We start from the raw sequence: 26,561 nt of genomic DNA, 5'->3' as shown, positions 1-26,561 counted from the left end.
TATCTGACAGCCGCTAATCAAGTCATGAGGTGAGCCCTAAACGAGGTACGTGACTGACGGCACCCGCAGGTGCCCGTGTGGTTGCTATTGGTCCATGTTCACTTCCAGACTGGCCTGAAGGACGCCGAGGTGGGTCAACTGTGATTGTGCAGCAAGAAGTCCTGCAAGTCAGGTTGTGGTGTATCGGGGCTGGTGTCCCTCATGATGGGCTCCATGACTCAACCGCCGCCCGTGACGTCCAGCTGGCTCACTTCATTCAAAACGTGGCTGCTTCAAGGTCAGAGAGAAGAGCATGAGGGGTTCTACGAAGAAGAACCGCAGGCGCACCACCACACGCAGCCCTGGTGGAAAGCTATGTGCCTGACCGGCGTGGACTACTTCAGCACCCTGGGCTACCAGCCGGGCATTGCGGCGCTCGCCGCGATCTCTGCCGGGTCCCTGGCCCTCTCGCCTGTCGCGACCCTCGTGCTGGTGCTGGTGACCCTGTTCGGGGCGCTGCCGATGTACCGCCGGGTGGCGCAGGAAAGTCCGCATGGTGACGGCAGCATCAGCATGCTTGAGCGTCTCCTGACCCGCTGGCAGAGTAAGAGTCTGGTGTTGGTCCTGCTGGGTTTCGTCGCCACCGGGTTTTTCATCACCATCACCCTCTCAGCCGCGGACGCCGCGGCGCACATTGTTGAAAACCCGTTTCTTACCCACTACGCCGAAGGGTGGAATGTGCCCATCACGCTGCTGCTGATCTTTCTCCTGGGCGCGGTGTTTCTGAAAGGCTTCGGGGAGGCCATCGGCATCGCGGTGGCCCTGGTGGTGCTGTACCTCGGCCTGAACGCGGTTGTGATTGCCGACGCCTTCCGGCAAGTGCTCGCCACGCCGAGCCTGCTGGCGAACTGGACGCAGTCGCTGTCCGGAAGTTACAGCAACCCGCTCGCCCTAATTGGCGCGGCGCTGCTGGTCTTTCCCCGCCTCGCGCTGGGCCTGTCGGGCTTTGAGACCGGGGTCGTCGTGATGCCGCTCGTCAAGGGCGATGCCAGCGACACCGAGGAAAATCCTGCCGGGCGCATCCGCAACACCCGCACCCTCCTGACGGCCGCCGCGCTGATCATGAGTGTGATGCTGATCGGGTCCTCGTTCGCCACGACCCTGCTGATTTCCCCGGAGGCGTTCAAGCCGGGGGGGGAGGCGTCGGGCCGGGCGCTGGCCTACCTGGCGCACGAGCGGCTGGGTGAGGTGTTCGGCACCGTGTATGACCTCAGCACGATCCTGATTCTGTGGTTTGCCGGGTCGTCCGCCATGGCGGGGCTGCTGAACATCGTGCCCCGCTACCTGCCCCGCTACGGCATGGCGCCGGCGTGGGCCCGCATGAACCGGCCGCTGGTGCTGATCTTCACGGCCGTCAGTGTGCTGCTCACCGTGATCTTCCGCGCCGACGTCAACGCCCAGGCCGCGGCGTACGCCACGGGCGTGCTGGTCCTGATCGGCAGCGCGTCGGTGGCCGTGACGCTCTCCGCCGTCCGCCGCAAGGCCCGCGGTCAGGTCATCGGCTTCGGGCTGGTCAGTCTGATTTTCGCTTACACCCTGCTTGTCACGTTCCTTGATGACCTCAGTGGCCTGCGCCTTGGCCTGCTGTTCATCCTCGCGATTGTGGTCGTCTCGATTCTGTCCCGCATTGGCCGCGCCACCGAACTGCGCGCTGAACGCATCGAGCTCGACCCCGCGGCGCGCGCCATCCTGGATGAAGCCTCGCGTTCCGGCGACCTGCGGTTCATTGCCAATCAACTCGACGCTGGCGACGCCGCCGAGTACACCGACAAGGAACAGACCGTCCGGGCCGAGACGCATCTGCCGTCCGGCGAACCGTGCCTGTTTCTGGAGGTTACTGTGGCTGACCCCAGTGAGTTCAGTGACGTGCTGGACGTCCGGGGTTTTGAGATTCACGGGTACCGGGTGCTGCGCATCGAGTCAAGCGCCGTGCCGAACGCCATTGCGGCGTTCCTGCTGTACCTGCGCGACACGTACGGGCAGCGTCCCCACGTGTACTTCGAGTGGATTGAAGGCAGTCCTGTGGCCGCCGCGGGCCGCTTCCTGCTCCTGGGCGAAGGGGACGTGCCCCCTCTGACCCGTGAGATTCTGCGCCGCGCGGAACCCATCCGCGAGCGGCGCCCGGTGGTGCACGTCGGCGGGTAACCTGGACCGCGCCCCCGGCCGGCCAGCCCCCTGCTTCCCCTTGGCGTTACGGGAGTGCGCCTCTGGGATGGAGAGCACCGCTGGCGGGTGGTGAACTCACGCTGCAACCGACCTGGCACCGGATCTCCGCCGAAACGATCGCCCCGGCGGACCGGTGACTGACAGAACGCGTCTTTCATGGAGGCAGCGACCGGGGACTGGGGTCACGTCCCATCACCCTTTCCAAGGAGGGCTGCCATGAAGCCAGATCGTGAGAAGCCAGCAAACACCGCTCTGAATTCGGCTGCCGACCGAGCGGGGCACTCGACGGATCGTTGGGGACTGTCTCCATCCCTACGACTCCTGGGGCGCCTGCCCCTTGTGGCACAGCCTCAAAGTGCCGTCCCTGGATGCAGTCTGTGATGCTGGGGCCTGACGGCCGATGACAGCGTGGCCTGACGGGCTGCACCGGATCGGCGGAATTCACCACATGTCAACGCAGCCTTGCGGGTCTGGCCAGCCCCTCTGTCGCGTCGCACCGTGGCGTTCAGGCGTCGCCAGTCGCAGTTGAACCCGTCGTGTGACTCTTCCGTCGTCACCGCGACATGACCGGAAACCCTCGACCGGGCCTTAGGCTAAAGGCATGACACAACACGATCAGGCCGGGCCGCCCGGCGAGGTGGTCTACCGCCGCGGCGGCCTCGACGAGAGCCGGCACCAGATTCACGTGGCCGTGGTGACCCCGGACGGACAGGTGATCGCAACATGCGGTGACCCCGCACTCGTCACCTTCCCGCGCAGCACGAGCAAACCGGTGCAGGCCCTGCCTCTGGCCCAGGCCGCCCCGGACCTGCCGGCCGATGAGCTGGCTATCGCCTGCGCCAGCCACGCCGGCACCCCCGCCCACCTGGCGGTGGTGACGCGCCTGCTGGCCCGTTCGGGCAGCAGCGTGACCGACCTGCACTGCGGCGCGCACCCGCCCTTCGACGCCCAGGCCGCCGCCGAACTGATCCGCACCGCTCAGCCGCCCACCCCGCTGCACCACAACTGCTCCGGGAAACACGCCGGCATGCTGCTCAGCTGCGTCCTGCACGGGTGGCCGCGCGAGGGCTACGAGGCGCCCGATCACCCCCTGCAGGTGCGGATCCGCCAGGCCCACGCCGAGCTGGCGGGCGTCGAGTTGAGCGAGGTCCGGGCCGGTACCGACGGGTGCAGCGTGCCGGCGTTTGCGCTGCCGCTGAGCAGCATGGCCCGGGTCTTCGCCCGCCTGGCCGACCCCGGCAGCGACCCCGCCCTGGGCCGGATCTTTGCCGCCATGACTGACCATCCCGACCTGATCGCCGGCCCCGGTCGGCTCGACACCACCCTGATGCCGCTGGTGGATGGACTGGTCACCAAAATGGGCGCCGAGGGCTTTTTCGGTCTGGGCATGCGCGACAGTGCACGCGGTCCCGTGGGCGTCGCCTTCAAAATCGTGGACGGCGGAGAGCGGGCCCGGCCCTACGTGGCCCTGGCGGTGCTCGACGCGCTTGGCGTGTCCCTCACCCCGGCGTTGCAGGCGCTGGCGCCGGTCGCTCAGCACAACTGGGCCGGGCGGGAGGTCGGTGAGGTGCAGCTCAGGCTGCCCTGGACCTGGCACGCCTGACGCCTGGGGCTGAGGGCATGTTTTGCAGCGACCTGAGTGCCCTTGCTCCGATTGTCCCGGCTTTTGTGATGGGCCGCGTCCCTCAGGGCGTCCTCTTTTCTGACCTCGGCTGTATCTGCGGTGACCATGGCGGTCACTGGAGGTTCATTCAGCGCCAATTGAAGTTCCTCCGGCGCCTGCCCGTTGAGGCGGTCCGGAGGGCCAGGGCGGGGGGCGGCGGCGGGGAAGGGGCAAGGGGCGGCGCCCGGAGGGGCCGGGCCTTGGCTGTGAATCCTGCTGTCCGTCACCTGACGATCACCTTCTGAAGGTTGCCTTGTTGGATGCCTCGCAGCCCTATGACCCCATCTGCCCCACCCAGGTTGAACCTCAGCGCGGCAGGTGACCGTCCGGGAGAAGGAAGTCCCTCAGGGCCGCCATGATCCGGCTGAGGTGGGCGAGGGACGCCGGGGTATCGCCGGGCACAGTGAACGCGTGCCCGGCGCCGGGCAGGACCAGCAGCTGCACGCCGGCCGCCTGCAGGGCCTCCAGGTGCGCTGGGTGGTGATGAGGGTCTTCGGTGCCGATCACGACCAGCGACCGGCGTGCGCAATGCATGATCTGCGCGGTAACGTCCGGCCGGTTCAGCAGCGGCGTGAGCCACACCAGTCGGGCGTCCCCGGGAAGAAAACCCCCCTCCTCAAGGACGAACGTCAGGCCGGCCGTCCCGAGCGATTTCGCCACGATGCACAGCGCCCGGTAGGGGCGCGCTGTCCACGCGGCCTGCAGGGCGGCGGTGACGTCCTCGCGCAGCCACTGCCGCGCCTGGTCGTCTGGCAGCGCCTGGAACTCAGGGGTGTTGTAGCGGGTGTCCAGCGCGAAGGTGTCGAATCCCAGGTCGTGCAGCGTGGCGGCAGCGTAGTGCAGGCTTGGGCCGCGCAGGCCGTACCCCATGCCGGGCAGGAGGACCGCGAGCTTGTCCGGGTGGGGTTGCTGGACGAACTCGTGGGGCAAGGGTTCCTGGCGGTATCCCAGGACGTCTGGACGGACCACGCGTTCGGTCATATCTGTCAGAGTACGGAACAGTGCCCGGTCGCAGCACCTCACATGCGTGGGTCCGGCGGCGCCGGCTTGATGCCGGGCACGTCCGCACCTGACGTCACGCAGTTCAGTGGGTGAACTGGTCAGGGCGGAGGTGGCACGTCCGGTTGAGTCAGTGCACGGTCCGGTACGTCGGTCCGCCGGCGGTCGCCCGCACCTCGATGTGGGCCGTGGCTGTGTTGTTGAACTGGAACGTCAACGCACTCTGCTGGGCGGGCAGGCCGAGCACGTGTGCGAGGAGGTACTGCGCGAAATCCTGGTGCGTGATGAGCGCCATGACGTCAGCGTCTCCGTCCGTAGCCTGCAGGTGGGCCAGGACGGCCGCCGCCCGCGCGGTGAAGTGCGCGTCCGCCCAGGGTTCGCAGCCACCGTCCCAGGCGCGGCCGGTCAGGTCCTGGGGCCACTGGAGCGCAGGGCAGTCCAGCAGAAGAGACGCATGGTCGCGGCCGGGCACCGGCGTGAACCCACCGGCGGGACCGCTGCTCAGACCGCCACACTCGTACGCCTGGGTTACTCCATGCACGTTCAGGCCAAGCGTCTGTGCCAGAGGTGCGGCGGTCTGCACCGCCCGGGTGGTCAGGCTGGTCAGGAGGTGGGTGATCCGACTGCAGAACGGATCGCGAAAGGCCCAGTCGGCCAGGCGAGCGGCCTGCTCGCGGCCCAGGTCCGTGAGGGGCGGATCAGGCAGCCTGCCGGAGTAGTCGCCTGGAGCGTGGGCCAGTGCATTGTTGCAGGACTGCCCGTGGCGGATCAGCAGCAGGTGCATGTCGGGGAGTGTACAGGCTGCCCTGTCGCATCGTGGAGCGTCCGTGAAGGCAGCCCGCGGGGGCAGGCGTGAATTCTGCAGGCTGCCACGGGAGGGCCACTTCCTGGCGCGAGCCCAGAGGCAAGGTTTGAGTCAATAATCCCTCGTAGAGAGCTGGGCAGCGGACGCCTCACGGTGGTTTTACGGTGCGTGGTCAAGACATGAGGCCAGCTTGAGCGGCCTCGCCTTTACCTTGACGCCCACCCGGCGTTAGCTCTGTGGGCGTCAAGGTGGGCTTGTCCAGGTCTGCATTCGGCATCCAAAAGATTCGACACCAACTTGGATTAGTGTCAAAAAAGCACAGGCCGTCAGGTCATGCGGGATCTCTCAGGAGACCGTTCAGGGCTCCCCACACCGCACAATCCAAAAATGACGTTCTGCACGATGTAAAAAGCACCTTCCTCACAGGAAGGCCAGGAAGGCCCCTCCAACCGCACGCGAGGGGTAGAACACCGGGCGATTTAATTTTTTTGCTACCCGGGCGACCTTTCTGCCAGTCAACACCTCAGAGTGAAAACTAACTTCCAGAATTTTTTGTGTTTCAACAGCAGCGGCACAGGAAAACCTCTACCGCAGGCTCAGCAACTTCGTGAAGCGCTCTGGTGAGTTCCACCCAGCAACACCTGCCGGGAGGCGGTCAGGTCACACCACGCCGCAGAAGGCCGCGCAGGCATAGGAACTGTCTTATGCACCCCCGGCAGCAGTCTTTGCCGCTTGGGTGAGTGCCGTGCGACACTGGCAGTCATGACGCCTGACCCTTCTGCGCCGGGCGCGCACCCTCCACCGGAAATTCCGAGCCTTGATGAGCAGTTGGAAGCGCACATCAACGCGCGAGAGCTGTCATTCGAGCCTGATGAAGGTCCTTGGGTCGCTTCGACGATTGGTCTGCTGGAATATTTCTCAGGGCGCGGGCACTCGAGGTGGAGCGACTCGGAACTGAGTCAGGGGCTGCTCGCTGCCGCCCGGGCCAGCCTGCGCCATTGGGGCACGCCTCTGTTCGGCCCCCTTGGGTTTCTCGCGGGCGGCAGAGTGCCAGGACCTGAAGAGGTTCATTTCCTGATCCGGGGAACTGAAGTACGGAGCGTGCATCTTGCGCTGAGCCGGCGCGGCTGGGTGGATGCCCCTGAGGTGCCTGACATTCGGTACGTTGAGCCTCAACTGCTGCACCTGATGAGCAGCGTTCTGTACACGCACCGGCCGGGGGCATTCCGCTTCCCCGAGGTCTGGGTGGTACGCGCATTGAGCATGGCACGCTTGGTGTCTCCTCGCTGGATCTGGCGCAGACGCTGGATGACCGCGAGACCATCCTGCATTGCCTCCTGGAATCCTGACCTGAAGGGACCCGGTCAGCTCAGCCCAACCCGTGCGCGCCGCGCCGGCCTTGTTCCGTGATGCTTCCCCGGGGGGCCAACACCTTGAGGAACAACCGGGTGCATGGGTGCCGGTCGCCGTGTGCCACTTTCCAGAAGACACGCGCTCTTGATCCTGCCTCTTTGGCAGGGGCCACCGAACTCCCGCACGCTGGCCGACCGGTCTCCCCTGAGGCTCGGAGGAGACACACCTGAAGGCGAGGGTACGGCACAGGCCTCCCTCTCTCCGAGCTGCCCTCCGGCCCCCAACCTGGAACCCAGGCCGTTCACGCTTGGGAGTCTCTCTTGCCCACGGCACGCTCGCGGCCGGCACGGGGGGCCCTCCGCTGCGGCTTGGCGTTCACTTCGGTCAGGACCAGCCTCACGGCGTGCTCCAGTTGCGGGCTGCGCTCCTGACCGGCAGGCTCCGTGGTGAGCTTGACTTTCACCACGGGCGCGACGTCGCGGCTATCAGGGACGGCGCTGCTGTTCCTCTGGGACGCCTGTGACCTGACCGGACGCAGACGCTGCGCTGAACGGGCGGGTTCAGGGGGAGGGGGTCGGGGTGGTGGTGCTGGCCCGAATGAGGATTTCGGGTTTCAGGACGTGCGGCTGAGGTGTGGTGTCCGGCGATTCGATTGCCTCGAGGAGGGTGGCGAGGCTGAGGGCGCCGAGCGTGGCGAAGTCCTGCCGGACGGTCGTCAGGGGCGGATGGAAGAAGCGGCTTTCAGGAATGTCGTCAAAGCCGACGATGGACACGTCCCGGGGCACCGAGACGCCGCGTTCGTGCAGCGCCCACAACGCGCCGAGGGCCATCTGGTCGTTGCCCACGAGAAGGCCGGTGAAGGAGGTGCGGGCCGCAAGGAGTTCCTGGGTCAGGCCAAAGCCACTGGCCGCCGTCCAGTCTCCTTCCAGCACCGTGACGGGGCGCAGTCCGGCTTCGTTCAACGCTTCAGTCCAGCCGTCGAGCCGCAGGCGCGCGTCGTGCCACCGCTGGGGGCCGCAGAGCAGGGCGATTCGCTCGTGGCCCAATGCGATCAGATGCTGCGCGGCCAGGTGCCCTCCGGCTTTCTGATCGATGGTCGCGCCGGACAGGCTGCCGGCATCCGGGGCGTCGACCAGGACGAATGGGATGGCCCCGCATACGGCGCGGATGCGGTCGGTGTCCACGCCTTTGAGAGGCGTGATCATGATGATGCCGTCGACGTTCTGCCGGCGGAGATCGAGCAGGGCGCGCTCGATTTCCGCTTCCCTGAGTTCGGGGATGCTGGCGAGCGTGACGCTGTACCCCCGGTTACGCGCGGCCTGCTCAATGTTGAGCATCATCTGCGCTGGGCCGTAGTACAGCAGGCCGAAACCGACAATACCCAGGGTGCTGGTGCGCTGCGTGACGAGTGTCCGGGCCGCCAGGTTGGGCTGGTAGTGGAGGGTGTGAATGGCCTGCTGCACTTTCTGGCGCGTGCTGGGCGCCACACTGGGGTGCTCGTTCATCACCCTGGAGACCGTCTGGTGAGACACGCCCGCGTGCCGGGCAACGTCGTGGATCGTGACGCGCGAAGAGGGAACGGATGGGGGCATGGTTTCTCCTGTTATCGCTCACATCTTAGGAGGATGACCCCGGATGTTCAAGGCAAGAGGCGTCGACCATAGCCCTTGACCTGCCTGGACAGCACACGCAGAGGGCGTGGCGGTGCGGCGCTGCATTCAGAGGGGAGGCGCATTGCCGTGTAAGGGGCTCGGTTCGGTTTGTTCCAGCCGTTCAGACGTGGGCGGTTCTGGCCCAGCACCACGGACGGGCTGCGTGCCGGAAGGTGTGTCTGTTGACAAATGATCAGAAGTCGCCTTACGCTGTGATCGTTCACATCTGCACAATCTCAGACCCTGGCGGACCCGTAAACCGCAAACCCCGTCCTTCCCTTGAGAGGAGAAAGGTGGAGTCGCACAGCCATCTCCCGGATGCGCTGCCGCCACACCATGACCCTCAGTTGTGTGCCTGGAGGCCCATATGAAGATTCAAACTGTCCTGCTGTCCACCGTCGCCGCCACCCTGACCCTGGCGCTCGCGCAGGGAGGCGCGCTGCCCAAACTGGCAGTCAAGCCGACCTACCGCGTGTGCTTCAACCAGTCGGAAATGGACAACCCGTGGCGCCTCGCCCAGACCAAGTCCATGCAGGACGAAGCCAAACGCCTGGGCTGGACGCTCATTTTCACGAATGCCAACGGCTCCGCCGCCAAACAGGTCTCGGACGTCCGCTCCTGCATCGCCCAGCGCGTGGACGCCATTTTCCTCACACCCCGCGAACAGAAACCGCTGACGCCCATCGTGCTCGAAGCCAAGCGGGCCGGCATTCCGCTGTTCGTCATCGACCGGACAGTCGATGAGACCGTCGCCAAACCCGGCCAGGACTTCGTGGCGTTCATCGGCTCGGACTTCTACGACGAAGGCCGCCGCGCCGCAGAGTGGCTGGTCAAGCAGACAAAAGGCCAGGCGAAAATCATCGAACTGCAGGGCTCGACAGGCTCTTCGCCCGCCATCGACCGGCAAAAGGGCTTTGCCGACTACATCAGGAAATACCCTGGAATCAAGATTGTCGCGTCCCAGACCGGCAATTTCACCCGCGACGAGGGCCGCAAAGTCATGGAAGCCCTGATTCAGGCCCATCCAGAAGCGACCGCTGTCTACGCTCACAACGACGAGATGGCGCTCGGGGCCATCACGGCCCTGGAAACAGCGGGCCGCAAACCCGGCAAAGACATCACCCTGGTCAGCATCGACGGCCAGAAATCCGCGCTGAACGCCATTATTGCCGGCAAGCTCGGTGCGACCGTCGAATGCAACCCGCGCTTCGGGGTCAAAGCGTTCCAGACACTCAAGGACTACGCCGCCGGGAAGAAGATCGCCCCACGACTGGTGAACGAGGACCGCTTCTTCGACGTCACCAACGCCAGGCAGATGCTTAACTCCGCCTTCTGACCGGAGCGCAACTGGCAACAGCACAGGCTGACAGGATCACCACCACAGGCCGGTGATCCGGGCCACAGCGGGGTCAGGTGTGCTGGGCAGGCACCTGACCCCCACTCTCACGAGGCACCATGACTGAAGACGTTCTCCTCCACATGACCGGAATCACCAAGGCGTTCGGCGGCGTGCCAGCCCTGAGAGGCGCGCACCTGACGGTCAGGCGAGGCGCCGTTCACGCCCTGATCGGGCAGAACGGCGCCGGAAAGTCCACCCTTCTCAAAGTGCTGACCGGCGCCTACCGCAAGGATGACGGCAACGTCCTCTTCGGCGGTCAGCCGGTCGCATTCACGTCCCCCAAACAGGCCCAGCAGGCGGGCATCGCCACGATCTACCAGGAGGTGAACCTGGTGCGCCTCCAGACGGTCGCCGAGAACGTGCTGCTGGGCCACGAACCCCGGCGGTACGGCATGATCGACTGGACAGCCATGAACGCCCAGGCCCGCCGGCAGCTGGACCGGATCGGCGTGCACGTGGACGTGACCCGGCCGCTGTCCAGTTACAGCCTCGCCATCCAGCAGATGGTGGCGATCGCGCGGGCCCTCGCCCTGAACGCGAAACTGGTCGTGATGGATGAACCGACGTCGTCACTCGATGAACGCGAAGTCGACACCCTGTTCGGGGTCATCCGGCAGCTCAGCGCGCAGGGCGTGTCCGTCATTTTCGTGTCCCACCGGCTGGACGAGCTGTACGCCGCCTGCAGCGACATCACCGTGCTGCGCGACGGGCAGACCATCTATGAGGGACCGCTCACCCTGACCAAGGTGCAACTGATCTCCAGCATGATCGGCCGGAACCCGCAGGACGTCGCCACGCAGGGCCAGACCGGGTTCGTCCGGCACCAGCACAAAGGGGACGTGCTGCTTGAAACACAGGCGCTTCAACAAGGACGGCACGTCCAGGACGTGAACCTGCAGGTCCGCTCCCAGGAGGTCGTCGGCATGGCCGGCCTGCTGGGGTCCGGGCGCACCGAAACCGTCCGCGCCCTGTTCGGCGCTGAGCCGGCGCAGTCCGGCCAGATTCGCTACAAGGGCCGCGCCGTGCACTGGAGGAGCCCCCAGGATTCCATCCGTGACGGCCTGGCTTTCTGCGGAGAGGACCGCAAGCACGACGGCATCATTCCCGACTGGTCGGTGCGTGAGAACCTCACGCTGGCGCTGCTGCCCCGCCTGACCAAAGCAGGAATCGTCAACCGCGCCGAACAGCAGAGGGTGGTCGAGCAGTTTGCAGGGCGCCTGAACGTCCGCTGCGCCAGTTACGACCAGCCGATCCGCGAGCTGTCCGGCGGCAACCAGCAGAAGGTCCTGCTCGCCCGGTGGCTGTGCATGAAACCTGACCTCCTGATCCTGGATGAGCCGACACGCGGCATCGACGTGGGCGCCAAAGCTGAAATTCAAAACCTGATCAGCGAACTGGCAGACGACGGCCTGAGCGTCCTGATGATCTCCTCCGACCTTGAGGAACTGATTGAAGGCTGTCACCGCGTCACGGTGCTGCGCGACGGCCGCTCGGTGGCGCACCTGACCGAAGGGGAACTCAGTGAACAGAGCATCCTGAGTGCCATGGCCCACGGCCTGACAGCTGAACCTTCACTCCACAACAGCGTCGCAGGCTCTCGAGCCACACCAGGAGGCGCCCATGACGGCCGTGAACTCTAAACTTCCCGCTTCGCGACGAGCGCCGCTGCTGACACAACACAGCGCCTTGTTCGCCCTCCTGGGCCTGCTGCTGTTCAACGTCATCACAACGCCGAACTTCCTCACGCTGAACGTCCTGAACCTCAACATGACCCAGACGGCCACCATCCTGATCGTCGCCGTGGGCATGACGTTCGTGATCGCCACAGGCGGGATCGACCTGTCCGTCGGGTCGATCATGGCCATCAGCGGCGCCCTTGCTCCGCTCCTCTTCATCAGCAGTGGCCTGCCGCCCCACCTGGGCGTGCCGCTGGGCGTTCTCCTGCCCATCCTGGCGGCCGGCGCGTGCGGCGCCTTCAACGGGTTCCTGGTCACGCGCTTCCAGATTCAGCCCATCATCGCCACGCTGGTGCTGTTCATCGCAGGCCGGGGCATCGCGCAGGTCATCAGTGGGGGGCAGCTGATCAATTTCCCTGACGACCGGTTCAGGTTCCTGGGTTCAGGCGCACTCTTCGGCGTCAACATCCAGGTGTTCCTGATGCTGATCATCGTCGCAGTCGCCCTCTGGGTCATCCGGACCACCCTGTTCGGCCGTCAGGTGATCGCGGTGGGCGGAAACGCCGAAGCGGCCCGCTTGGCCGGCGTGCCGGTCATGAGAACCAAGGTGGCCGTGTACACCCTCAGCGGCATGCTCGCCGGTCTGGCCGGCCTGATCTCCATCGCCGTCAACAACTCGTCGGACGCCAACCTGGTCGGCCAGAACATGGAACTCGACGCCATCGCCGCGGTGGCGGTGGGCGGCACCGCCCTGAGCGGCGGGAAGGTCTCACTGACCGGAACGCTGATCGGCGCGCTGTTCATCCAGCTGCTGCGCTACACGCTCCTCGTCAAAGGCGTCCCCGATTCCGCCGCGCTGATCGTCAAAGCCGCCATTATCGTCATTGCCGTCGCGCTGCAGCACCGCCGGAGGAAGTGAGTATGGCCCTCGCCCACCGCAGTCCTGGTACATCCTTCTGGACCCACCTCAAGCCCTTCCTGAGCCAGGGCGCGCTGATCGCCCTCGTGCTGCTCGTGACGTTCGCGGCCTGGCGCTACGACGGGTTCCTCTCGGCCTACAACATCAGCAGTTTCTTCCGGTACAACTCGATGTTCATGCTGATCGCTATCGGCATGACGTTCGTGATCGTGACCGGCGGCATCGACCTGTCCGTGGGCAGCGTCGCGGCCCTGGCAAGTGTCGTCGCGGCCCTGGCCAGCCCGCATGGCCTGCTGGCCGGCCTGCTGGCCGGCGCGCTGGCCGGCGCGGCCGTGGGGCTGCTCAACGGCCTGGTCATCACGCGCCTGCGGGTGGAACCGTTCGTGGCGACCCTCGGAACGTTTCTCGGTGCCCGCGGTCTCGCCCAGCTGGCCTCCAGGCAGACGGCCGTGTCCGTGGATCAGGCAGGCGCCTTCACGAAACTCGGCCAGGGGGACCTGCTGGGCGTTCCGGTGCCACTGGTGATCACCCTGGTGGCGCTGGGACTCGGCGTCGTTCTGCTGCGCTTCACCCGCTTCGGCCGTTACGCGCTGTGCACCGGCGACAACGAAGACGCCGCCCGCCTGATGGGATTCAATGTTGATCAGGTGAAACTGGGGGTGTACGTGGTCTCCGGTCTGCTGGCCGGACTCGCCGGCGTGATTCTGGCCTCGCAGTTCGGCGCGGGCCAGCCCGTCGAAGGTGTGGGCTGGGAACTGACCGCCATCGCCGGCGTGGTGGTGGGCGGCACACTCCTGACCGGCGGACGAGGCTCCCTGGGCAACAGCATGATCGGCGTCATCCTGCTCGGCCTGATCTTCAACGTGCTGAACTTCGAGAACGGCAAAGGGGTCATCTCAATCGACGTGTTCTGGCAGAACGTGATTCGCGGTGTGTTCCTGTTGATTGTGGTGGTCCTGCAATCCAGCCGGGTGGCCCGCCAGGACCACCCGGGATGATGCGGCCCACACAGTGGACGCTTTCACGGCACAGACCCAGGAGAGTGATTTCAAGTCTGCTGGAGTTTGCCCTGACGAGAGGCGTCGGTGACTGAAAGCAGGCAGCTCAGACTGTTCTCCAGAGCAATCACCGACAGGCCACGCTGACCCACGCATCCTCATCATCCAGCCGACGGCTGGCCCGCCCCGCGCCTTCCACAGGCCTGGGGAGTGGGCCAGCTCCCGCCGCCCGCCCACCAGACGTCAACGGCCTTCAGGTGGCATTCACGCCAGAGGCCGCTGCACCCGGTACGATCACCGCGCGCCCCCGTCACCGGGCGCATGGAAGCGCAGCGGCTCCGTTTAGCGCCGCGTCACCCCAGGAGGCATACCAAGCATGCCCAGCAAACTTGAACAACTGCGGGACCTGTCCGTCGTGGTGGCCGACACCGGCGACCTGAGTGCCATCGAGCGGTACCGGCCGCAGGACTGCACCACCAACCCGTCCCTGATCCTCAAGGCCGCCCAGCAGCCGGAATCTGCCGGGCTGGTGCGCGAGGTAATCGAGCAGGCCGCCCGCGCCGGCGAGGACGTCGAGCGCATTCTCGACCGGCTCGCCGTGCGCTTCGGCGTGGAACTCACCCGGCTCGTTCCGGGCCTGGTCAGCACCGAAGTGGACGCGAGCCTGTCGTTTGACCGGGACGCCATGGTCACCAAAGCCCGGGACTTCATCGCCATGTACGAAGCCCAGGGCGTGGGCCGCGAGCGGGTGCTGATCAAGCTCGCCACCACATGGGAAGGCGTACGGGCCGCGGAGATCCTGGAGCGCGAAGGCATCCGCTGCAACCTGACGCTGGTATTCAGCCTGGAGCAGGCCGTCGCCGCGGCGCAGGCCGGGGCGTTCCTGATCTCTCCGTTCGTGGGGCGGATCACCGACTGGTACAAGAAGGCCGAAGGCAAGGACAGCTACCCTTTAGAAGAGGATCCCGGAGTGCAAAGCGTGCGGCGGATCTACGCCCACTTCAAGTCACAGGGGTACGCGACCGTCGTGATGGGCGCGTCATTCCGCAGCGCCGCGCAGGTTGAAGCGCTCGCCGGGTGCGACCGGCTGACGGTCAGTCCGGCGCTGCTGGGGGAGCTCGAGGCCGACCAGGGCTCCCTGACGCGGGCGTTGACGCCAGGTGAGGCGGCCACTGGCAAGGAAGAGCCACTGAGCGAAGGCGCGTTCCGTTGGGCGTTGATCGAAAATCAGATGGCCGGGGAGAAACTCAACGAAGGCATCCGGCAGTTTCACCTTGACGCCCTCAAGCTTCGCCGCATGGTTGAGGAGCAGCTCCGGACCCTAGGCAAGCAGCCGGCCGACTGAGCACCAAGACCGCCGCACGTGACGTGAGCCGCCGTCAGGGTCTGCGCCAGCACGTAGAGAAGGGCAGGGGCTCACTGAGTCAACCCCGGCCCTTCTCTGCCTGTTTTCCTGAGCTATAGAGGTGCCCTCACGGGGCGTCCTTGCTCCCGCGCGGCTCTGACGCCGCTCCAGGATGATGGTGGTCAGGCGCCGTCCTCCATTGCCTGGAAGTGAACCACGGAGACCGGTCCAGAAGCGCCAGCCCAACGCCGCTCAACGCACGCCCCAGAGAACTGGGGGAGACGGCTGCTCCGTTATCATTCCCGATATTCAAACCAGCTCAAAACATGCTGGCGCGTGTTTTCCCGGCGTGAGGTAGGGTACCAGACTGGGTGCCCCCATCACCCACGTCGGTGACTCACAGCGGCCTTCAAGTTCTGGCCGGCCGCGCCTGTGCTGAACGTGTGCCGGTGCTCCAGAATGGCGTTCCTTCGTCCAGGTGTCATCTCCGCTGGGGGCCAGGAGCTCACGGTCAGCTCTGCGGCGTTCCCCCCGGAGCGAGCTGAGCCGCAGGTTCCTGTCGCTCATGGCCCCCCTGCCCTGTTGAGTCACTATGTATTAGGGGGGCCGCGTGCCCCACGAAAGCCCAGGCGTTTACCGGAGGTTGTGGGCGCGGGCCCAATTGATGATGGCCCTGTTGGCAGCGTCCGCCTTCTCAAAAATGGCTGCGTGCGCCGCTCCAGGAATCAGGACCAGCTGACTGCCGGCCACGTTCTGCATGATCTTCATGCTGAATTCCGGAGGGTATACGGTGTCCTCCACGCCTTCCAGAATCAGGGTAGGCACCGTGATGGTCTTCAGCGTCAGCACCGAGTCCGGCCGGGTGGCCAGCACGGTCGCACCAGCGACGTCGGCCTCCACGCTGGCCTGCTTCACGATGTTCGAGAGGAACGCGCCGTCGGCAGGGCGATTCATGCGTGTCATCCCGGTCAGCATGTCCTTGAGGAGTTCCGGGGCGAGGGACTGCGGCCCGAAGGTGCTGGCTTTCTGGGCCATGCCCTTCCAGACGTGCTGCTCGACGATACCGGCCGGGTTGGCGATCGTATCGATCAGGATCATGCCCAGGAACCGTTCCGGCGCGCGGCGCCACATTTCGAAGGTGATCGGGCCACCCATGCTCATCCCGCCGATGATGGCTTTGGGAACGTTCAGGCGGTCCATGACCGTGAGAGCGTCACTCGCGTAGGTCTCCAGGCTGCCGGGGGCAGTGGCAGGGGCGGTACTCTGGCCATACCCGCGGTGGTCAATGGTGATGACCCGGTAGCCGGCCGCCGCCAGAGCGTTACGGTTACGCGCAAACAGCTCGCCCGACAGCGGGTACCCGTGCAGCAGGAGCATGGGCGTACCGGCGCCCTGGGACACGTAGTGAATCCGGGCGCCGTTCACGTCCAGCAGACCCTCTGTGCGTCCGCTGTCGGTTCCACCGGCCTGCGCGGCGCCCGTGCTGAGTGCGGCCAGGAGGGCCAGGGTTATCCTTGTTTTCATTGTGCCTCCCTGGAGGCGGCGCGGACGCCGCCCCCACTGAAACCTCTCGAACTGCCCACCGAGCCTAAACGCAGGAACCGTCCGGTGATTGCAGGCTCACTTCACGGCGGCTTGCCAATGACCGTGCAGAACCTTAATCCTGGCGTCAGCTGGAGCACGTGCTGCCTTAACTTCTCTGCTCCCCCCACTGAAGGGGGTCAGTGGCTCAGGCCTGCACAGGCTGCACGGCCTCGTGCAGGATCGTAAGGCCGCAGCGCACCCGACGTCCTGGAGGGCAGCGTGGACGCCAGGGAGGGGCTGAATGGGTGGCCTGAGCCGAGCGAATGCAACCATGGTCTGACCGCTCTCCCTGTTGAGCTGGGCTCCGGGCAGTGATCTGCCGGGCGCTGAGCTGGAATGTTGCATCTGCCCTGCCACGCCTCGGGCTGCACGGCAGCCTGGCCGTCTCACCGCTGGGTCTCCCTGCAGACCTGAGAACAAGGGATCATTGTGCATCGCCCAGCATGGAGGGACCCGCCACTCCTGAAAGGAGCATGCTCGCCTGGTTCAGGGAGAATACGCGCTTGTCGCAAGTTCCTCAAGCGCTCCAGCATCCTCCTGGGATGAAGGTGCTCCGAAGGGCCGGCACAGAGGCGACGTCGTGATGGACCGTGGGCCGTCAGGAGCCAGCTGTCTGTAACTTTCACCTGCAACGAGCAACCTCAGGCAGAGGGGGCTGGTGGCTTACATGTGTACGGGTTTCGCCCACGCGTCAGATACAGTGGCCCCATTCCAGCTGTTCCCGGAGGTTCATATGGTCACATTCCCTTTCGCTGCGTTTTCCCATGCCGCTCTCTGGGTTGCCGAAAACCGTCGCCTGATTGACTGACCGGTTCTTGGCAGCCTGCCTGACCCGAGGCTGCCCATGACTTCATTTGTACTTCAGTCCCCTACCCTCTGCACCCTCATCGATCTGTACGCGCTTCATTCCGATCCCGCCGAGGGCATCGCGCGGCTCCCCGCCCTTCAGCAACGCATTGAGGCTGGTCAACTGCCACTGGAGAACATCCTGATTCTCCGTTCGGGGCGTGGCGTTGCCGGCACTGCACTGATCCCCGTGGCGGAGCAGGTGCCTGTGTTTCCCCGGATTCTTCGAGGGGCACCTCCCGCTGCTTTGACGCTTCTCGCCAGGGCAATTCGGGAGAAAACGAGTCCGGAACGTGTACTGGTGCTGCAGGATGACCTTGCGCCCTTGAGTGTGGCCGCCATGCAGGTGGCAGGCTGGACCCTCGACAGCACCGAGTACGTGTATGAGACGAACCTGCTCCCGCGCCGCCACGGGCTTCACGCAGGCGTGCTTGAAGGCGGCATGGCCCTCCTGGCCGACCCCCGGGTTCAACCGCTGCTGCAGGCGCTGGGAAGAAACGCTCTTGACCTGCAGAAACATTATCGTGAAGACTGGACCTTCGTTGCCCTTCTGGAAAAGGACGTCCTCGTGGCCCTGGGAAGCTACGGCACCGCGAAGCCAGGATATGGAGGCACGGACATGATCGGTGTGCATCCCACCAGGCGCGGACAAGGTTTCGGCACCCGGTTGCATGCCCATATGCTGTCGCGCCTGACGGCCCGTCATGCCCGGCACGGGGGCATCACCTCCGCTGACAACGTGGCGATGCAGCAGATTTTCCACCGGAATGGCAGTCAACGCGTTGCCGTCCAGATGTATTTCAGACCCGCCTGAAGGCCGGGCTTGCCAACCTGACCTGATGGACTGTCACACCGCAGGTCAGCGCTGACAGCCTATTGGGAGCGCATCGCTCCCTGCCGCCCGGGAACGAAGCGTCGCGGTGGTGTCGGTACCGGATGGGAATGAGCAGAGGGAAGCAGGCTGCCTTCAGGGTTCGAAGGTGGACTCGAACTTGAACCGGTCACTCCGGACCCAGTACATCACGTAGCTCACCCGTTTCTCCCCGCTGAAGGTCGTGCGGCGCATCAGCAGGGCGGCCGAACCTGGCCTCACCTGCAGCAGCTCGGCCTCCTCTGAGCGGAGGTTCACCGCTTCCAGGTACTGCTCGACCCGGGTGAGCGGCACTTCGGCGCGCCGGGCCAGCAGGTCGTGCACGCTCACCCGGCTCAGGTCGTAGGACAGCAGGTCCGGCAGGGCCTGGGCATCGATGTAGCGCTTTTCGATCACGATAGGGAGATCCCCGTCCCAGCGGAGGCGGTGCACGAAGCCGAAGTCGTCCCCAACCGAGAGGTTCAGCACGCCGGCAATCTCGGGGGTGGCCGGGAACAGCCCGGCCGCGATCACCTGGGTGCGTTTGTTGGGATGCGCCGACCAGTCGGCGAACGGCGACACCGGGAACCCGCCCTGCTGGAACCGTTTCCCGGTGGAGAACGTGCCGGCGCCCTGAACGCGGTACACGTACCCTTCGCGTTCCAGTTCATCAATGGCGCGCCGGACTGTCATGCGCGAAACATCGAATTGACGCGCGAGTTCCGGCTCACTGGGCAGCGCGTGGCCGTCCAGGTCTTCACTGCCCAGCAGGCGTTCTTTCAACGAAGCTTTGATGGCTGGGTACTTGGACATGACTCAGCATGCTACAGGGCATGGGGCACGTGAGTGATGATGACCGCCTGGGACTGGCCGTGAGACCAGGTGTCAAGCACAGCCCACAGGCGACAAACGGCGCCACCTGCAGGCGTTCGTCCAGAGGAACAACGGACACGATTCACGTGCAAGCAGGCTTTCAGGCGTCCGGCTCCCAGGGCAGGGAGCAGTGATCGGCTCCATCCCGTCTGCCCAGGCGCTAAAACCCAGGGCGCGTGGAGGTCTGCCCAACAGCCGGGTGCAGGAACAGTGCGGCGCAGCACCTCCTTTTTCACGGTGGGGACAGACCTGACGCCAGGAATGCCGCCACATCCGAACCCCCAGGCAGGTTACTGACGCCGGTCCCTCGGGCTGTTCAGGGGTGCGGACCGACCCTGACCTCCAGGCGAGGCACAGACCCTCCGCCACCCAACACCGGCAGGTTCACAGGTTGGTGTGACGGTTCAGCAGCGCAGCGCCGCAGCGGGCGCCAGCACGGATGTGCCTGCGGCCCTTGCTTCATGGCAGCCTCCGAGTTCCATACTGGGAACGTGCTTAGCAAGCCGTCACCTTCGGATCTCCAGCGGGCCCTGGACGACCAGGAGACCCGCCTGTTCCCCTGGGGTCCCCGCACCGTGCTCGCCACGCTAGCGGCCCTCGGGGGGCACTGCCACCCGGTGTTCCTGCGCCTGCGCTGGCGCGCCACGTGTGGTACGCCCTGTCCGATGGGGTCCGCACCGGCGACCGCGCCTGTGTGGAACTGGCGGTGCGCTTTCTCGAAGCGGACCTCGACGCCTCGTACAGTGGCTACGCCCGGTCCCGGATTGCCCGCGCCCTGCGCCGCGCGGCCCTCACGCCCGACCAGACCGCGCGGCTGCGAGCACTCTTCTGGACCCTGCTTGAAACCGGCCGGATGCGGACGGATTTCCGCGACAGTCTCCGGTTGTGGACGGTGCTGGCCACCCCGGAGGACCACACGCGACTTCAGCGCTACCTTCAAACCACCCTGCACCTCCGGCCGGTCTGGCGCGACCGCCTCACCCGCCTGGCCGCAGCGGCAGACACCGGCGCTCCGGCCTGACCAGATGGCGCCCTGACGCAGCGGCGAGCCGCCGCGGGCCTTGAGCACCGTCCTGTCTTCACAACCTGCTGGACCCGGTCCGCTGTTCAGACCCGGCCTGACCGCGGGAGTCGCCTGAGTGCCGCCCGCGATGCTGAGCGTGCCCTACCTCCTCAACCTCATCTGCGCGCTCACCTCAGGAGACTCCTGCGCCCCCGACTGCTCGCGTTCGCCGCTTTAGTCCTTCCAACCGCCGCCGTCTTCCGCGGCTTTATCGTCGCCCAGGGAGACAGCCGGCTGTTCCACCGCAGTCATCCGGTGATCATCGCCCGGAACGGCGACTGCCGTGCCGTCCCGATGACGAACGACGGCACTGCCCACGTGAAGGACTTCGCGCTCATGGTGCCCAGCCCCGCGATGCCCAGACGCGAGAACATCCGCACCGGCGACCCGGCGTGGTGAAGAAACTCGATGCCTACAGCGCGCCCCTCCTGACTCCTAGACTGCGCACATCATGACGACCCGACCAAGCTCTGACACTCTGAGTGTGGACGCCGCCATCAACCAGCTGGGGCTGGGGGCCTTTCAGTGGCGGCTGCTGCTCATCTGCGGCCTCACATGGGCGGCGGACGCCATGGAAGTGCTGTTGATGGGGTTCGCCCTTCCCGGCATCAGTGCTTCGTTTGGCTTTCCTGCCGGCGCGTCCCAGGCAAAGTGGCTGCTCAGCGCCACGTTTGCCGGGATGTTCCTGGGCGCGTGGTTCTGGGGCTGGGTTGCCGACCGCCTGGGCCGGCGCACCGTCTTTCTGACCACCGTGTCGCTGGGGGTGGTGTTCGGCCTACTCGGCGCCTTCGCACCGGGGCTGACGTGGCTGGTGGCGGCCCGCTTTCTGACCGGCTTTGCCATCGGCGGGACGCTGCCGGTGGACTACTCGATGATGGCCGAGTTCGTGCCGACCGCCTGGCGCGGGCGGTTTCTGGTGTACCTCGAAAGTTTCTGGGCACTGGGCACCGTGCTCGTCGCGGCGCTGGCCTGGGGTCTGAGCAGCCTGATGCCGCCCGGCGAGGCCTGGCGCTGGCTGCTGGGCCTCGCTGCCCTGCCGGGGCTGTTCGGCCTGCTGGCCCGACTGGGGGTGCCCGACTCTCCGCGCTCGCTGCTCGTGCGGGGTCAGGGCGCCGCAGCCCGGGAAGCGCTTGAACGGGTCGCGCGTCTCAATGGCCGCGCCCTGCCGCCGCAGCCCCTGGCCGTGCCGGTCGCGGCGGCGCACGTCCACCCCACCCAGCTGTTCTCGGGAAGCACCGGCCGGCGGACCCTGCTGCTTGCTGCCGTCTGGTTCGGCCTGAGCCTGGGGTACTACGGAATTTTCTCCTGGCTGCCCAGTTTCCTCCGGGCGCAGGGACTTGAACTCGGGGCGGTCTACCGCACGACGCTGCTGCTCGCCCTGGCGCAGGTGCCGGGGTATGTGCTGGCGGCCGTGCTGGTCGAGCGGATCGGGCGCCGCGCGACCCTGGTGGGGTACCTTGTGGCCAGCGCCGCAGGTGCGTACCTGTTCCTGGGCGCGGGCTCGCCGGGGCTGGTCCTGGCGACCTCGGCGCTGCTCTCCTTCGCGCTGCTGGGAGCCTGGGGCGCCCTGTACGCGTACACGCCGGAACTGTATCCGACGCCGCTGCGCACCACCGGGATGGGCTTTGTGAGTGGCATGGCGCGTCTGGCGAGCGTGCTGTCACCTTCGCTGGGCGCCCTGCTCCTTACCGGGCAACTGCCGGTGGCGCTGACGCTGTTCGCCGGGTGCTTCCTGCTCGCCGCGCTGTGCGCCTGGGCCATTGGGGTCGAAACGCGAGGGCAGGACCTCCAGGACAGGGTCGAGGCGGCCCATTGAGGCCGACTGAACCCAGCTGGGCAGGGGTTCGGAGCCGCCGAGGGACGCGTGTGTTGGTTCAGGTCATGCGCCGTCCGGCTTGCGAGGGGCGGGTCCACCCGGGTACATAACGGGTCGCCGGAAGGTCCTCAAGGTCGGTGTGGGGTCCGGAGGTCGGGTCTGCAACGTCCCCTTGACTTTTCGCGTCTCCCCTTCGCGAGCTCATTTCCGTAGAGAGGGGGAAAAGCTGAAGCTGCCACCCAGGCCCTGCTGACTGGACAGACGGGGCCACACGCGGTTCGTGGAGGATCGCCGCCTCACGTTCAGGCGGGCCATCCTTCGCAGTGGGGACGACACCCGGGGTCCTGGGCGAGCCACGCCTGACCAGGGAACAGGCGGACGACCACCGGAATCGCGTCACCGGGCGAGCATCAGTCAGCCATGCGCACAGAAGGTGCCCTCTGATGGACCACCTGATGTGGCAGATTGCCCACTGCGGGCGACCCCTGCATACCGCGCCTGCCTGAGCATCAGGAACCCACGCCCAGGCAGGATGCCGGCAGGGCTGAGTTCAGTACCGCGGCAGACCCGCCAGACCACCGAATTCCCGGACCAGGCGCTGCGCGTGGTCACCGTGGACGCGGCGAACTTCAATGGCCGTACAGGTCAATCAGGTCCGGGATGAGATCCTCGAGCGTCACGCGTTCCATCACGCTGTCGTCAAGCGGACTGTGGGGCACGTCCTTGCGGCCCGTGAAGTACGGCACGTCGCGGTTGTTGCGGTACACGTGAAGCTGCGCTCCGTCCTCGGAAATCACCAGCTGGTACAGGCGCGCCTGCTGCAGCATCTCCAGAACCTGCTCTATCTCCATTACGCCGCGCTCCTGAATCTCAGCGAGCAGCGCCTGCTCCGTCTGCTCGCGGTGAGCGGCGAGCATCGGCTGGATCTTCTCCAGGATCTCCGCCGGGTTCACCCAGCCGGCACCGCCGGTCAAGTTCGTCTCCCCTATCAGCTCGAACGGCGCCTTCTGCGGCAGTTCCGCCTTGAATTCGGCGAGGCGCTGCACCGGTCCCACCAGGATCAGCTGCCGGACGTCACGCTGCGTCATCAGTTCGGTCAGTTCCGACACGATGCGGCTGTAGAACCGTTGCTGCATGGCCGCCTCGCGGTTCTCGAACAGGTCGGTGCCACTGTCGCTGCGTGGGCCGCTGCCAGGCTGACTGCGGCCGGCGCCCGCCACCATGGTGTCCCAGCGGTCTCCATCATCCAGGCGAACGTTGTCTTTGCGCCGCACCTCGGTCAGTTCGTTCTGCTGCAGAAGAAACAGCCTCGCCCACTCGCGGTCCACGGCGAGAACCGCGGCGGTGGGCAGCCAGTCCATGATGCTCGCCACCAGTGATTTGAGGGGCCGGCCGTAATGCACGCACTCAGGAAGGTCCGCCTGGATCTCGTGCCGTTCGAACAGGTCCGCACCGAACTCCCGGGCGAGAGGCACTCTCCCGGACTGCTACTCCAGGGCAAGGTCAGGCTGGAAGGTGGCGACGACCGGCGCGTGATCCGAAGGGCGCTCGTACTGGCGCGGTCCGGTCTCGACCCGACACGCCTCGCACTGTGCCGCCAGGACTTCAGACACCAGAATGTGATCGATGCGCAACCCCCAGTTGCGTGGGAAGCCCAGCCGCCCGTACGGCCACCAGCTGAACACGCGCTCAGGTTGAACATGCAGCCGGAACGCGTCCTGCAGGCCCAGGTTCAGCAGGTCGCCAAATGCGGCGCGTTCCGCCTCACTGACAAGGACCTGGCCTGCCCAGCGCGCCGGGTTGTGCACGTCCCGGTCCTCGGGCGCCACGTTGAAATCACCCAGCGCGATCAGTCGCCTGTGGACGCGCAGCTCGGCGCGCAACCACTCCCGCACAGCGGCCAGCCACTCGAGTTTGTAAGCGTACTTCTCCGACCCGACCGCCTGCCCGTTCGGCACGTAGAGGCACACGACGCGCGTGTCACCCACCGTGGCGGCCAGCACGCGCCGCTGCGGATCAGGGAACCCGGGAATGTCTGCCTGGACGTCACGCAGCGGCGACCGGGCGAGCAGAGCCACGCCGTTGTACGTTTTCTGCCCGGAAAATGCCGCGCTGTAGCCCAGCGCGGCCAGGTCCGCGGCGGGAAAGCGGTGATCCTCGAGTTTCGTTTCCTGCAGGGCCAGCACGTCAGGTTGCGTGGCCTCAAGCCAAGTCAGGACCTGCGGGAGGCGCACGTTCAGGGAATTGACGTTCCAGGTGGCAACGTTCACCGGAACGCCCCGGTGAGGCAGAGCGCGGCGTGCATGGGTTCATGATGCCACGGGCTGCCCGGCACGCCCGGACACGGTGTGACACGCCCGCCAGAGGGTGAACGCGACTGTGCAGTCTCCACCGAACATTCCACCGGACGCTGCCGGGTGCCGGACACTCCCTCTTCCGTGTGACGGGCGGGCGGCAGCGGCGCGGCACGCTGACACCGGTGAGCCGGGACGTGACGGCGGACCTGCCGCGGTTCTGCGCGGGACCACCCCGTCTACCCCGCCTTTACCCTGATCGGTCGATCATCGGGCCGTGCCGTCGCGCCCCGAGGCGGCACGCCGACCTGCGCAGACTCGCGAACCGTGACCGCGTGACCGTCTGAGGGGCGCTTCGATTGCCGGCAGCTCACCGACGGCACCCGGGCTCCCACGCTGCAAACCGCGCTGCTCCTGGACTTCGACCAGTTCAAACGCCTGAACGAGATGAACGGACACGCCACCGGGGACTCCTGGTGGCGGCGCAGGTCTTTCAGAAGGCTGTTCGCCCCTCGGACCGGGCGTGCCGGATTGGCGGGGGTTCGCCGTGCTGCTCAAGCGGTGCGTTCAGCACGCCGTGAGTCAGGTGGAGGAACGCGCCCGGCACCGTGCAACCAGGGGAATGTTCAGGCGGAGTGGACCGGGGAAACCATTACCGTGTCGTGCGGCCTGATAGACCTGGGCGCCGAACGGAATGCCACACTGAGGGCCGCCTTCCACCCGCGCGAAAAGTGCGTCTCTCACACGGATCCTGACCTTCTTTGGTCTGGCCGGTGACCCGGCCGCTGCGCCCCGCAGGCGGGCTGAGCCGTGATTTGTTCCCCAGCGCCTTGGTCAATGGGCGCAGATGCGTCATGATAAGGGAACGGCTGGCGTTTCCCGCCCGCACTCCTGCCCTTACGCACCTCGTGCTTCCGCCCCTGCGGAGGCCTCTCAAGGATGATTGAACTGTGACTGACAAGCAACACAACTGGCAGGCCCTGCTCCAGGGCCGCACCCCCACGCCCGTGCAGGCGCAGGCCATTCCTGCGCTGCTGCGCGGTGAGGACGTGGTCACCACCGCCCGCACCGGCAGCGGAAAAACCCTCGCGTTCCTGATTCCCGCCGCGGCCCGCGGTCTGGGCCGCGCCGTGCGCGGCATGCAGCCGGAAGTGCTGATCATCACGCCCACCCGCGAACTGGCCGTGCAGGTCCGGGACGTGGCACGTGAACTGAACCTCAGCGCTGGGCGCATCACGGGCGGCATCACGCCGCAGGCGACGCGCGCTGAAGCGACCGGCAAAGGGGTCATCGTCGGCACCCCCGGGCGCCTGAAGGACCTGATCACCAAACGTGAACTGAACCTCAGCCGCGTGCAGTACGTCGTTCTGGATGAAGCGGACGAACTGCTGTCCCTGGGCTTCCTGCGGGACGTGGGCGACATTCTGCGCGCCGCGCAGGCCCAGGCCCGCACGCGCCCGCAGGTGGCCATGGCGTCCGCGACGTTCCCCGCGGAGCTGCGCAGCGTCGCCGAGCAGTTCATGAACCGCCCCACCCGCATCGACGTGAACGTGCCCGGTGCGCCCGCCGTGCCGCAGGACGTGCTGGCCGGCGCGTCGGACGCCACGCACCTTCTGGTGCACACCACCCGGGATGACCTGCTGGACACCGTGGCTGAGCACGTCCGCACGGCACTCGCCGCGCCTGGGGGCTGCGTGGTGCTGTTCAGCCGCACCAAACACCTTGTGAAGCGGCGCGCGCAGAAACTCACGACCCTGCTGCCCCACGAGGTGGTCGCGCCGCTGGAAGGCAACATGGACCAGAAGAAGCGTGAGCGGACCATGACGCTGCTGCGCGAAGGCCAGTCGCGCATCCTGATCGCCACCGATATCGCCGGGCGGGGCATTGACCTGCCGGAAGTGCGCCTGGTGGTTCACCTGGACGTGGCCTCCACAGCGGAGGATCATGTGCACCGCTCCGGGCGCACCGCGCGTGCCGGACAGCCCGGCACGAACCTCGTGCTGCTGACGCCCGAGCAGCGGCAGCTGTGGCAGAGCGTGCGGCGCAAACTGCCGCAGGCCTTGCAGCCGCCCGTCACGCCGGAAGAGAAGCAGATTGATCCGGCCATTCAGGAAACGCAGGGGCGCAAGCAGACGCCGCGCCCCCCGCAGCAGGCCACGCGCGGTGGTCCGGCCGGATCCACGGCGAACGCGCAACGCCGCCGCAGGTAGGCACCAGGGCA

The 26,561-nt window shown here is 66.3% G+C and carries 20 protein-coding genes; 13 read left to right on the top strand and 7 right to left on the bottom strand.

Annotated features, from left to right (window positions below; translation table 11 throughout):
* Positions 1–213 precede the first annotated feature (213 nt).
* Complete coding sequence (locus LAJ19_RS18380) at positions 214–2,184, top strand: APC family permease (RefSeq protein WP_225524280.1); 1,971 nt, start codon at positions 214–216, stop codon at positions 2,182–2,184.
* A 622-nt stretch (positions 2,185–2,806) separates the two neighbouring features.
* Entirely contained in the window at positions 2,807–3,808 is a 1,002-nt protein-coding gene (locus tag LAJ19_RS18375) for an asparaginase (protein WP_225524279.1), read from the top strand.
* Between the two features lie 366 nt (positions 3,809–4,174).
* On the opposite strand, the gene LAJ19_RS18370 is transcribed toward LAJ19_RS18375, so the two are convergent.
* Positions 4,175–4,849 (bottom strand): S9 family peptidase, encoded by a 675-nt coding sequence (locus LAJ19_RS18370; RefSeq protein WP_225524278.1) that lies wholly within the window; start codon positions 4,847–4,849, stop codon positions 4,175–4,177.
* A gap of 148 nt (positions 4,850–4,997) precedes the next feature.
* The gene (locus LAJ19_RS18365) at positions 4,998–5,651 is read right to left on the bottom strand and encodes a histidine phosphatase family protein (RefSeq protein ID WP_225524277.1); all 654 of its coding nucleotides are present in this window, start codon (positions 5,649–5,651) and stop codon (positions 4,998–5,000) included.
* A gap of 783 nt (positions 5,652–6,434) precedes the next feature.
* On the opposite strand from LAJ19_RS18365, the gene LAJ19_RS18360 reads away from it, so the two are divergent.
* Complete coding sequence (locus LAJ19_RS18360) at positions 6,435–7,082, top strand: hypothetical protein (RefSeq protein WP_225524276.1); 648 nt, start codon at positions 6,435–6,437, stop codon at positions 7,080–7,082.
* Positions 7,083–7,585: 503 nt separating this feature from the next.
* Here LAJ19_RS18360 and LAJ19_RS18355 read toward each other — a convergent pair.
* Entirely contained in the window at positions 7,586–8,617 is a 1,032-nt protein-coding gene (locus LAJ19_RS18355; RefSeq protein WP_225524275.1) for a LacI family DNA-binding transcriptional regulator, read from the bottom strand.
* A gap of 427 nt (positions 8,618–9,044) precedes the next feature.
* Between LAJ19_RS18355 and LAJ19_RS18350 the strand changes: the two genes are divergently transcribed.
* The 5 genes from LAJ19_RS18350 (at position 9,045) to tal (ending at position 15,014) form a co-directional block, all read left to right on the top strand.
* Positions 9,045–10,013, top strand: a complete 969-nt coding sequence (locus LAJ19_RS18350) for an ABC transporter substrate-binding protein (protein WP_225524274.1) — start codon at positions 9,045–9,047, stop codon at positions 10,011–10,013.
* Between the two features lie 119 nt (positions 10,014–10,132).
* The gene (locus LAJ19_RS18345) at positions 10,133–11,716 is read left to right on the top strand and encodes a sugar ABC transporter ATP-binding protein (protein ID WP_225524273.1); all 1,584 of its coding nucleotides are present in this window, start codon (positions 10,133–10,135) and stop codon (positions 11,714–11,716) included.
* Positions 11,697–12,671, top strand: coding sequence for an ABC transporter permease (locus tag LAJ19_RS18340; protein WP_225524272.1), 975 nt, complete (start codon positions 11,697–11,699; stop codon positions 12,669–12,671). The genes LAJ19_RS18345 and LAJ19_RS18340 overlap by 20 nt, the downstream gene beginning before the upstream one ends.
* A 2-nt stretch (positions 12,672–12,673) precedes the next feature.
* Positions 12,674–13,669, top strand: a complete 996-nt coding sequence (locus LAJ19_RS18335; protein ID WP_225524271.1) for an ABC transporter permease — start codon at positions 12,674–12,676, stop codon at positions 13,667–13,669.
* A 376-nt stretch (positions 13,670–14,045) separates the two neighbouring features.
* Positions 14,046–15,014 carry a transaldolase gene (gene tal / locus LAJ19_RS18330; protein ID WP_225524270.1) on the top strand — a complete coding sequence of 323 codons (969 nt, stop codon included), beginning with the start codon at positions 14,046–14,048 and terminating at the stop codon, positions 15,012–15,014.
* Positions 15,015–15,647: 633 nt separating this feature from the next.
* Here the strand turns inward: tal and LAJ19_RS18325 are convergent.
* Positions 15,648–16,538, bottom strand: coding sequence for an alpha/beta fold hydrolase (locus LAJ19_RS18325; protein ID WP_225524269.1), 891 nt, complete (start codon positions 16,536–16,538; stop codon positions 15,648–15,650).
* 1,153 nt (positions 16,539–17,691) lie between these two features.
* Here LAJ19_RS18325 and LAJ19_RS18320 point away from each other — a divergent pair.
* On the top strand, positions 17,692–18,258 hold the full coding sequence (locus LAJ19_RS18320) for a GNAT family N-acetyltransferase (RefSeq protein ID WP_225524268.1): 567 nt from the start codon (positions 17,692–17,694) through the stop codon (positions 18,256–18,258).
* Between the two features lie 153 nt (positions 18,259–18,411).
* Here LAJ19_RS18320 and LAJ19_RS18315 read toward each other — a convergent pair whose 3' ends face one another.
* Positions 18,412–19,107: a GntR family transcriptional regulator gene (locus LAJ19_RS18315; RefSeq protein ID WP_225524267.1), complete on the bottom strand. Its 696-nt coding sequence runs from the start codon at positions 19,105–19,107 to the stop codon at positions 18,412–18,414.
* A 706-nt stretch (positions 19,108–19,813) separates the two neighbouring features.
* On the opposite strand from LAJ19_RS18315, the gene LAJ19_RS18310 reads away from it, so the two are divergent.
* Genes LAJ19_RS18310 through LAJ19_RS18300 form a run of 3 tightly spaced genes read left to right on the top strand, consistent with a single transcriptional unit; the run spans position 19,814 to position 22,046 of the window.
* On the top strand, positions 19,814–20,188 hold the full coding sequence (locus LAJ19_RS18310) for a hypothetical protein (RefSeq protein WP_225524266.1): 375 nt from the start codon (positions 19,814–19,816) through the stop codon (positions 20,186–20,188).
* A 12-nt stretch (positions 20,189–20,200) separates the two neighbouring features.
* A complete protein-coding gene (locus LAJ19_RS22195; protein ID WP_432804262.1) occupies positions 20,201–20,629 on the top strand; it encodes a DUF2330 domain-containing protein in 429 nt (142 codons plus the stop codon).
* Between the two features lie 52 nt (positions 20,630–20,681).
* Positions 20,682–22,046, top strand: a complete 1,365-nt coding sequence (locus LAJ19_RS18300) for an MFS transporter (protein WP_225524265.1) — start codon at positions 20,682–20,684, stop codon at positions 22,044–22,046.
* Between the two features lie 629 nt (positions 22,047–22,675).
* Here the strand turns inward: LAJ19_RS18300 and LAJ19_RS18295 are convergent.
* Positions 22,676–23,521: a VLRF1 family aeRF1-type release factor gene (locus LAJ19_RS18295; protein WP_225524264.1), complete on the bottom strand. Its 846-nt coding sequence runs from the start codon at positions 23,519–23,521 to the stop codon at positions 22,676–22,678.
* Positions 23,522–23,533: 12 nt separating this feature from the next.
* Positions 23,534–24,316 carry an exodeoxyribonuclease III gene (locus LAJ19_RS18290; RefSeq protein WP_225524263.1) on the bottom strand — a complete coding sequence of 261 codons (783 nt, stop codon included), beginning with the start codon at positions 24,314–24,316 and terminating at the stop codon, positions 23,534–23,536.
* Positions 24,317–25,290: 974 nt separating this feature from the next.
* Here LAJ19_RS18290 and LAJ19_RS18285 point away from each other — a divergent pair.
* A complete protein-coding gene (locus LAJ19_RS18285; RefSeq protein ID WP_225524262.1) occupies positions 25,291–26,550 on the top strand; it encodes a DEAD/DEAH box helicase in 1,260 nt (419 codons plus the stop codon).
* Positions 26,551–26,561: the final 11 nt, after the last annotated feature.

It is taken from the genome of Deinococcus taeanensis (genome assembly GCF_020229735.1).
Classification (GTDB): Bacteria; Deinococcota; Deinococci; order Deinococcales; family Deinococcaceae; genus Deinococcus; species Deinococcus taeanensis.
This window is presented reverse-complemented; position numbering and strand designations above follow the sequence as displayed.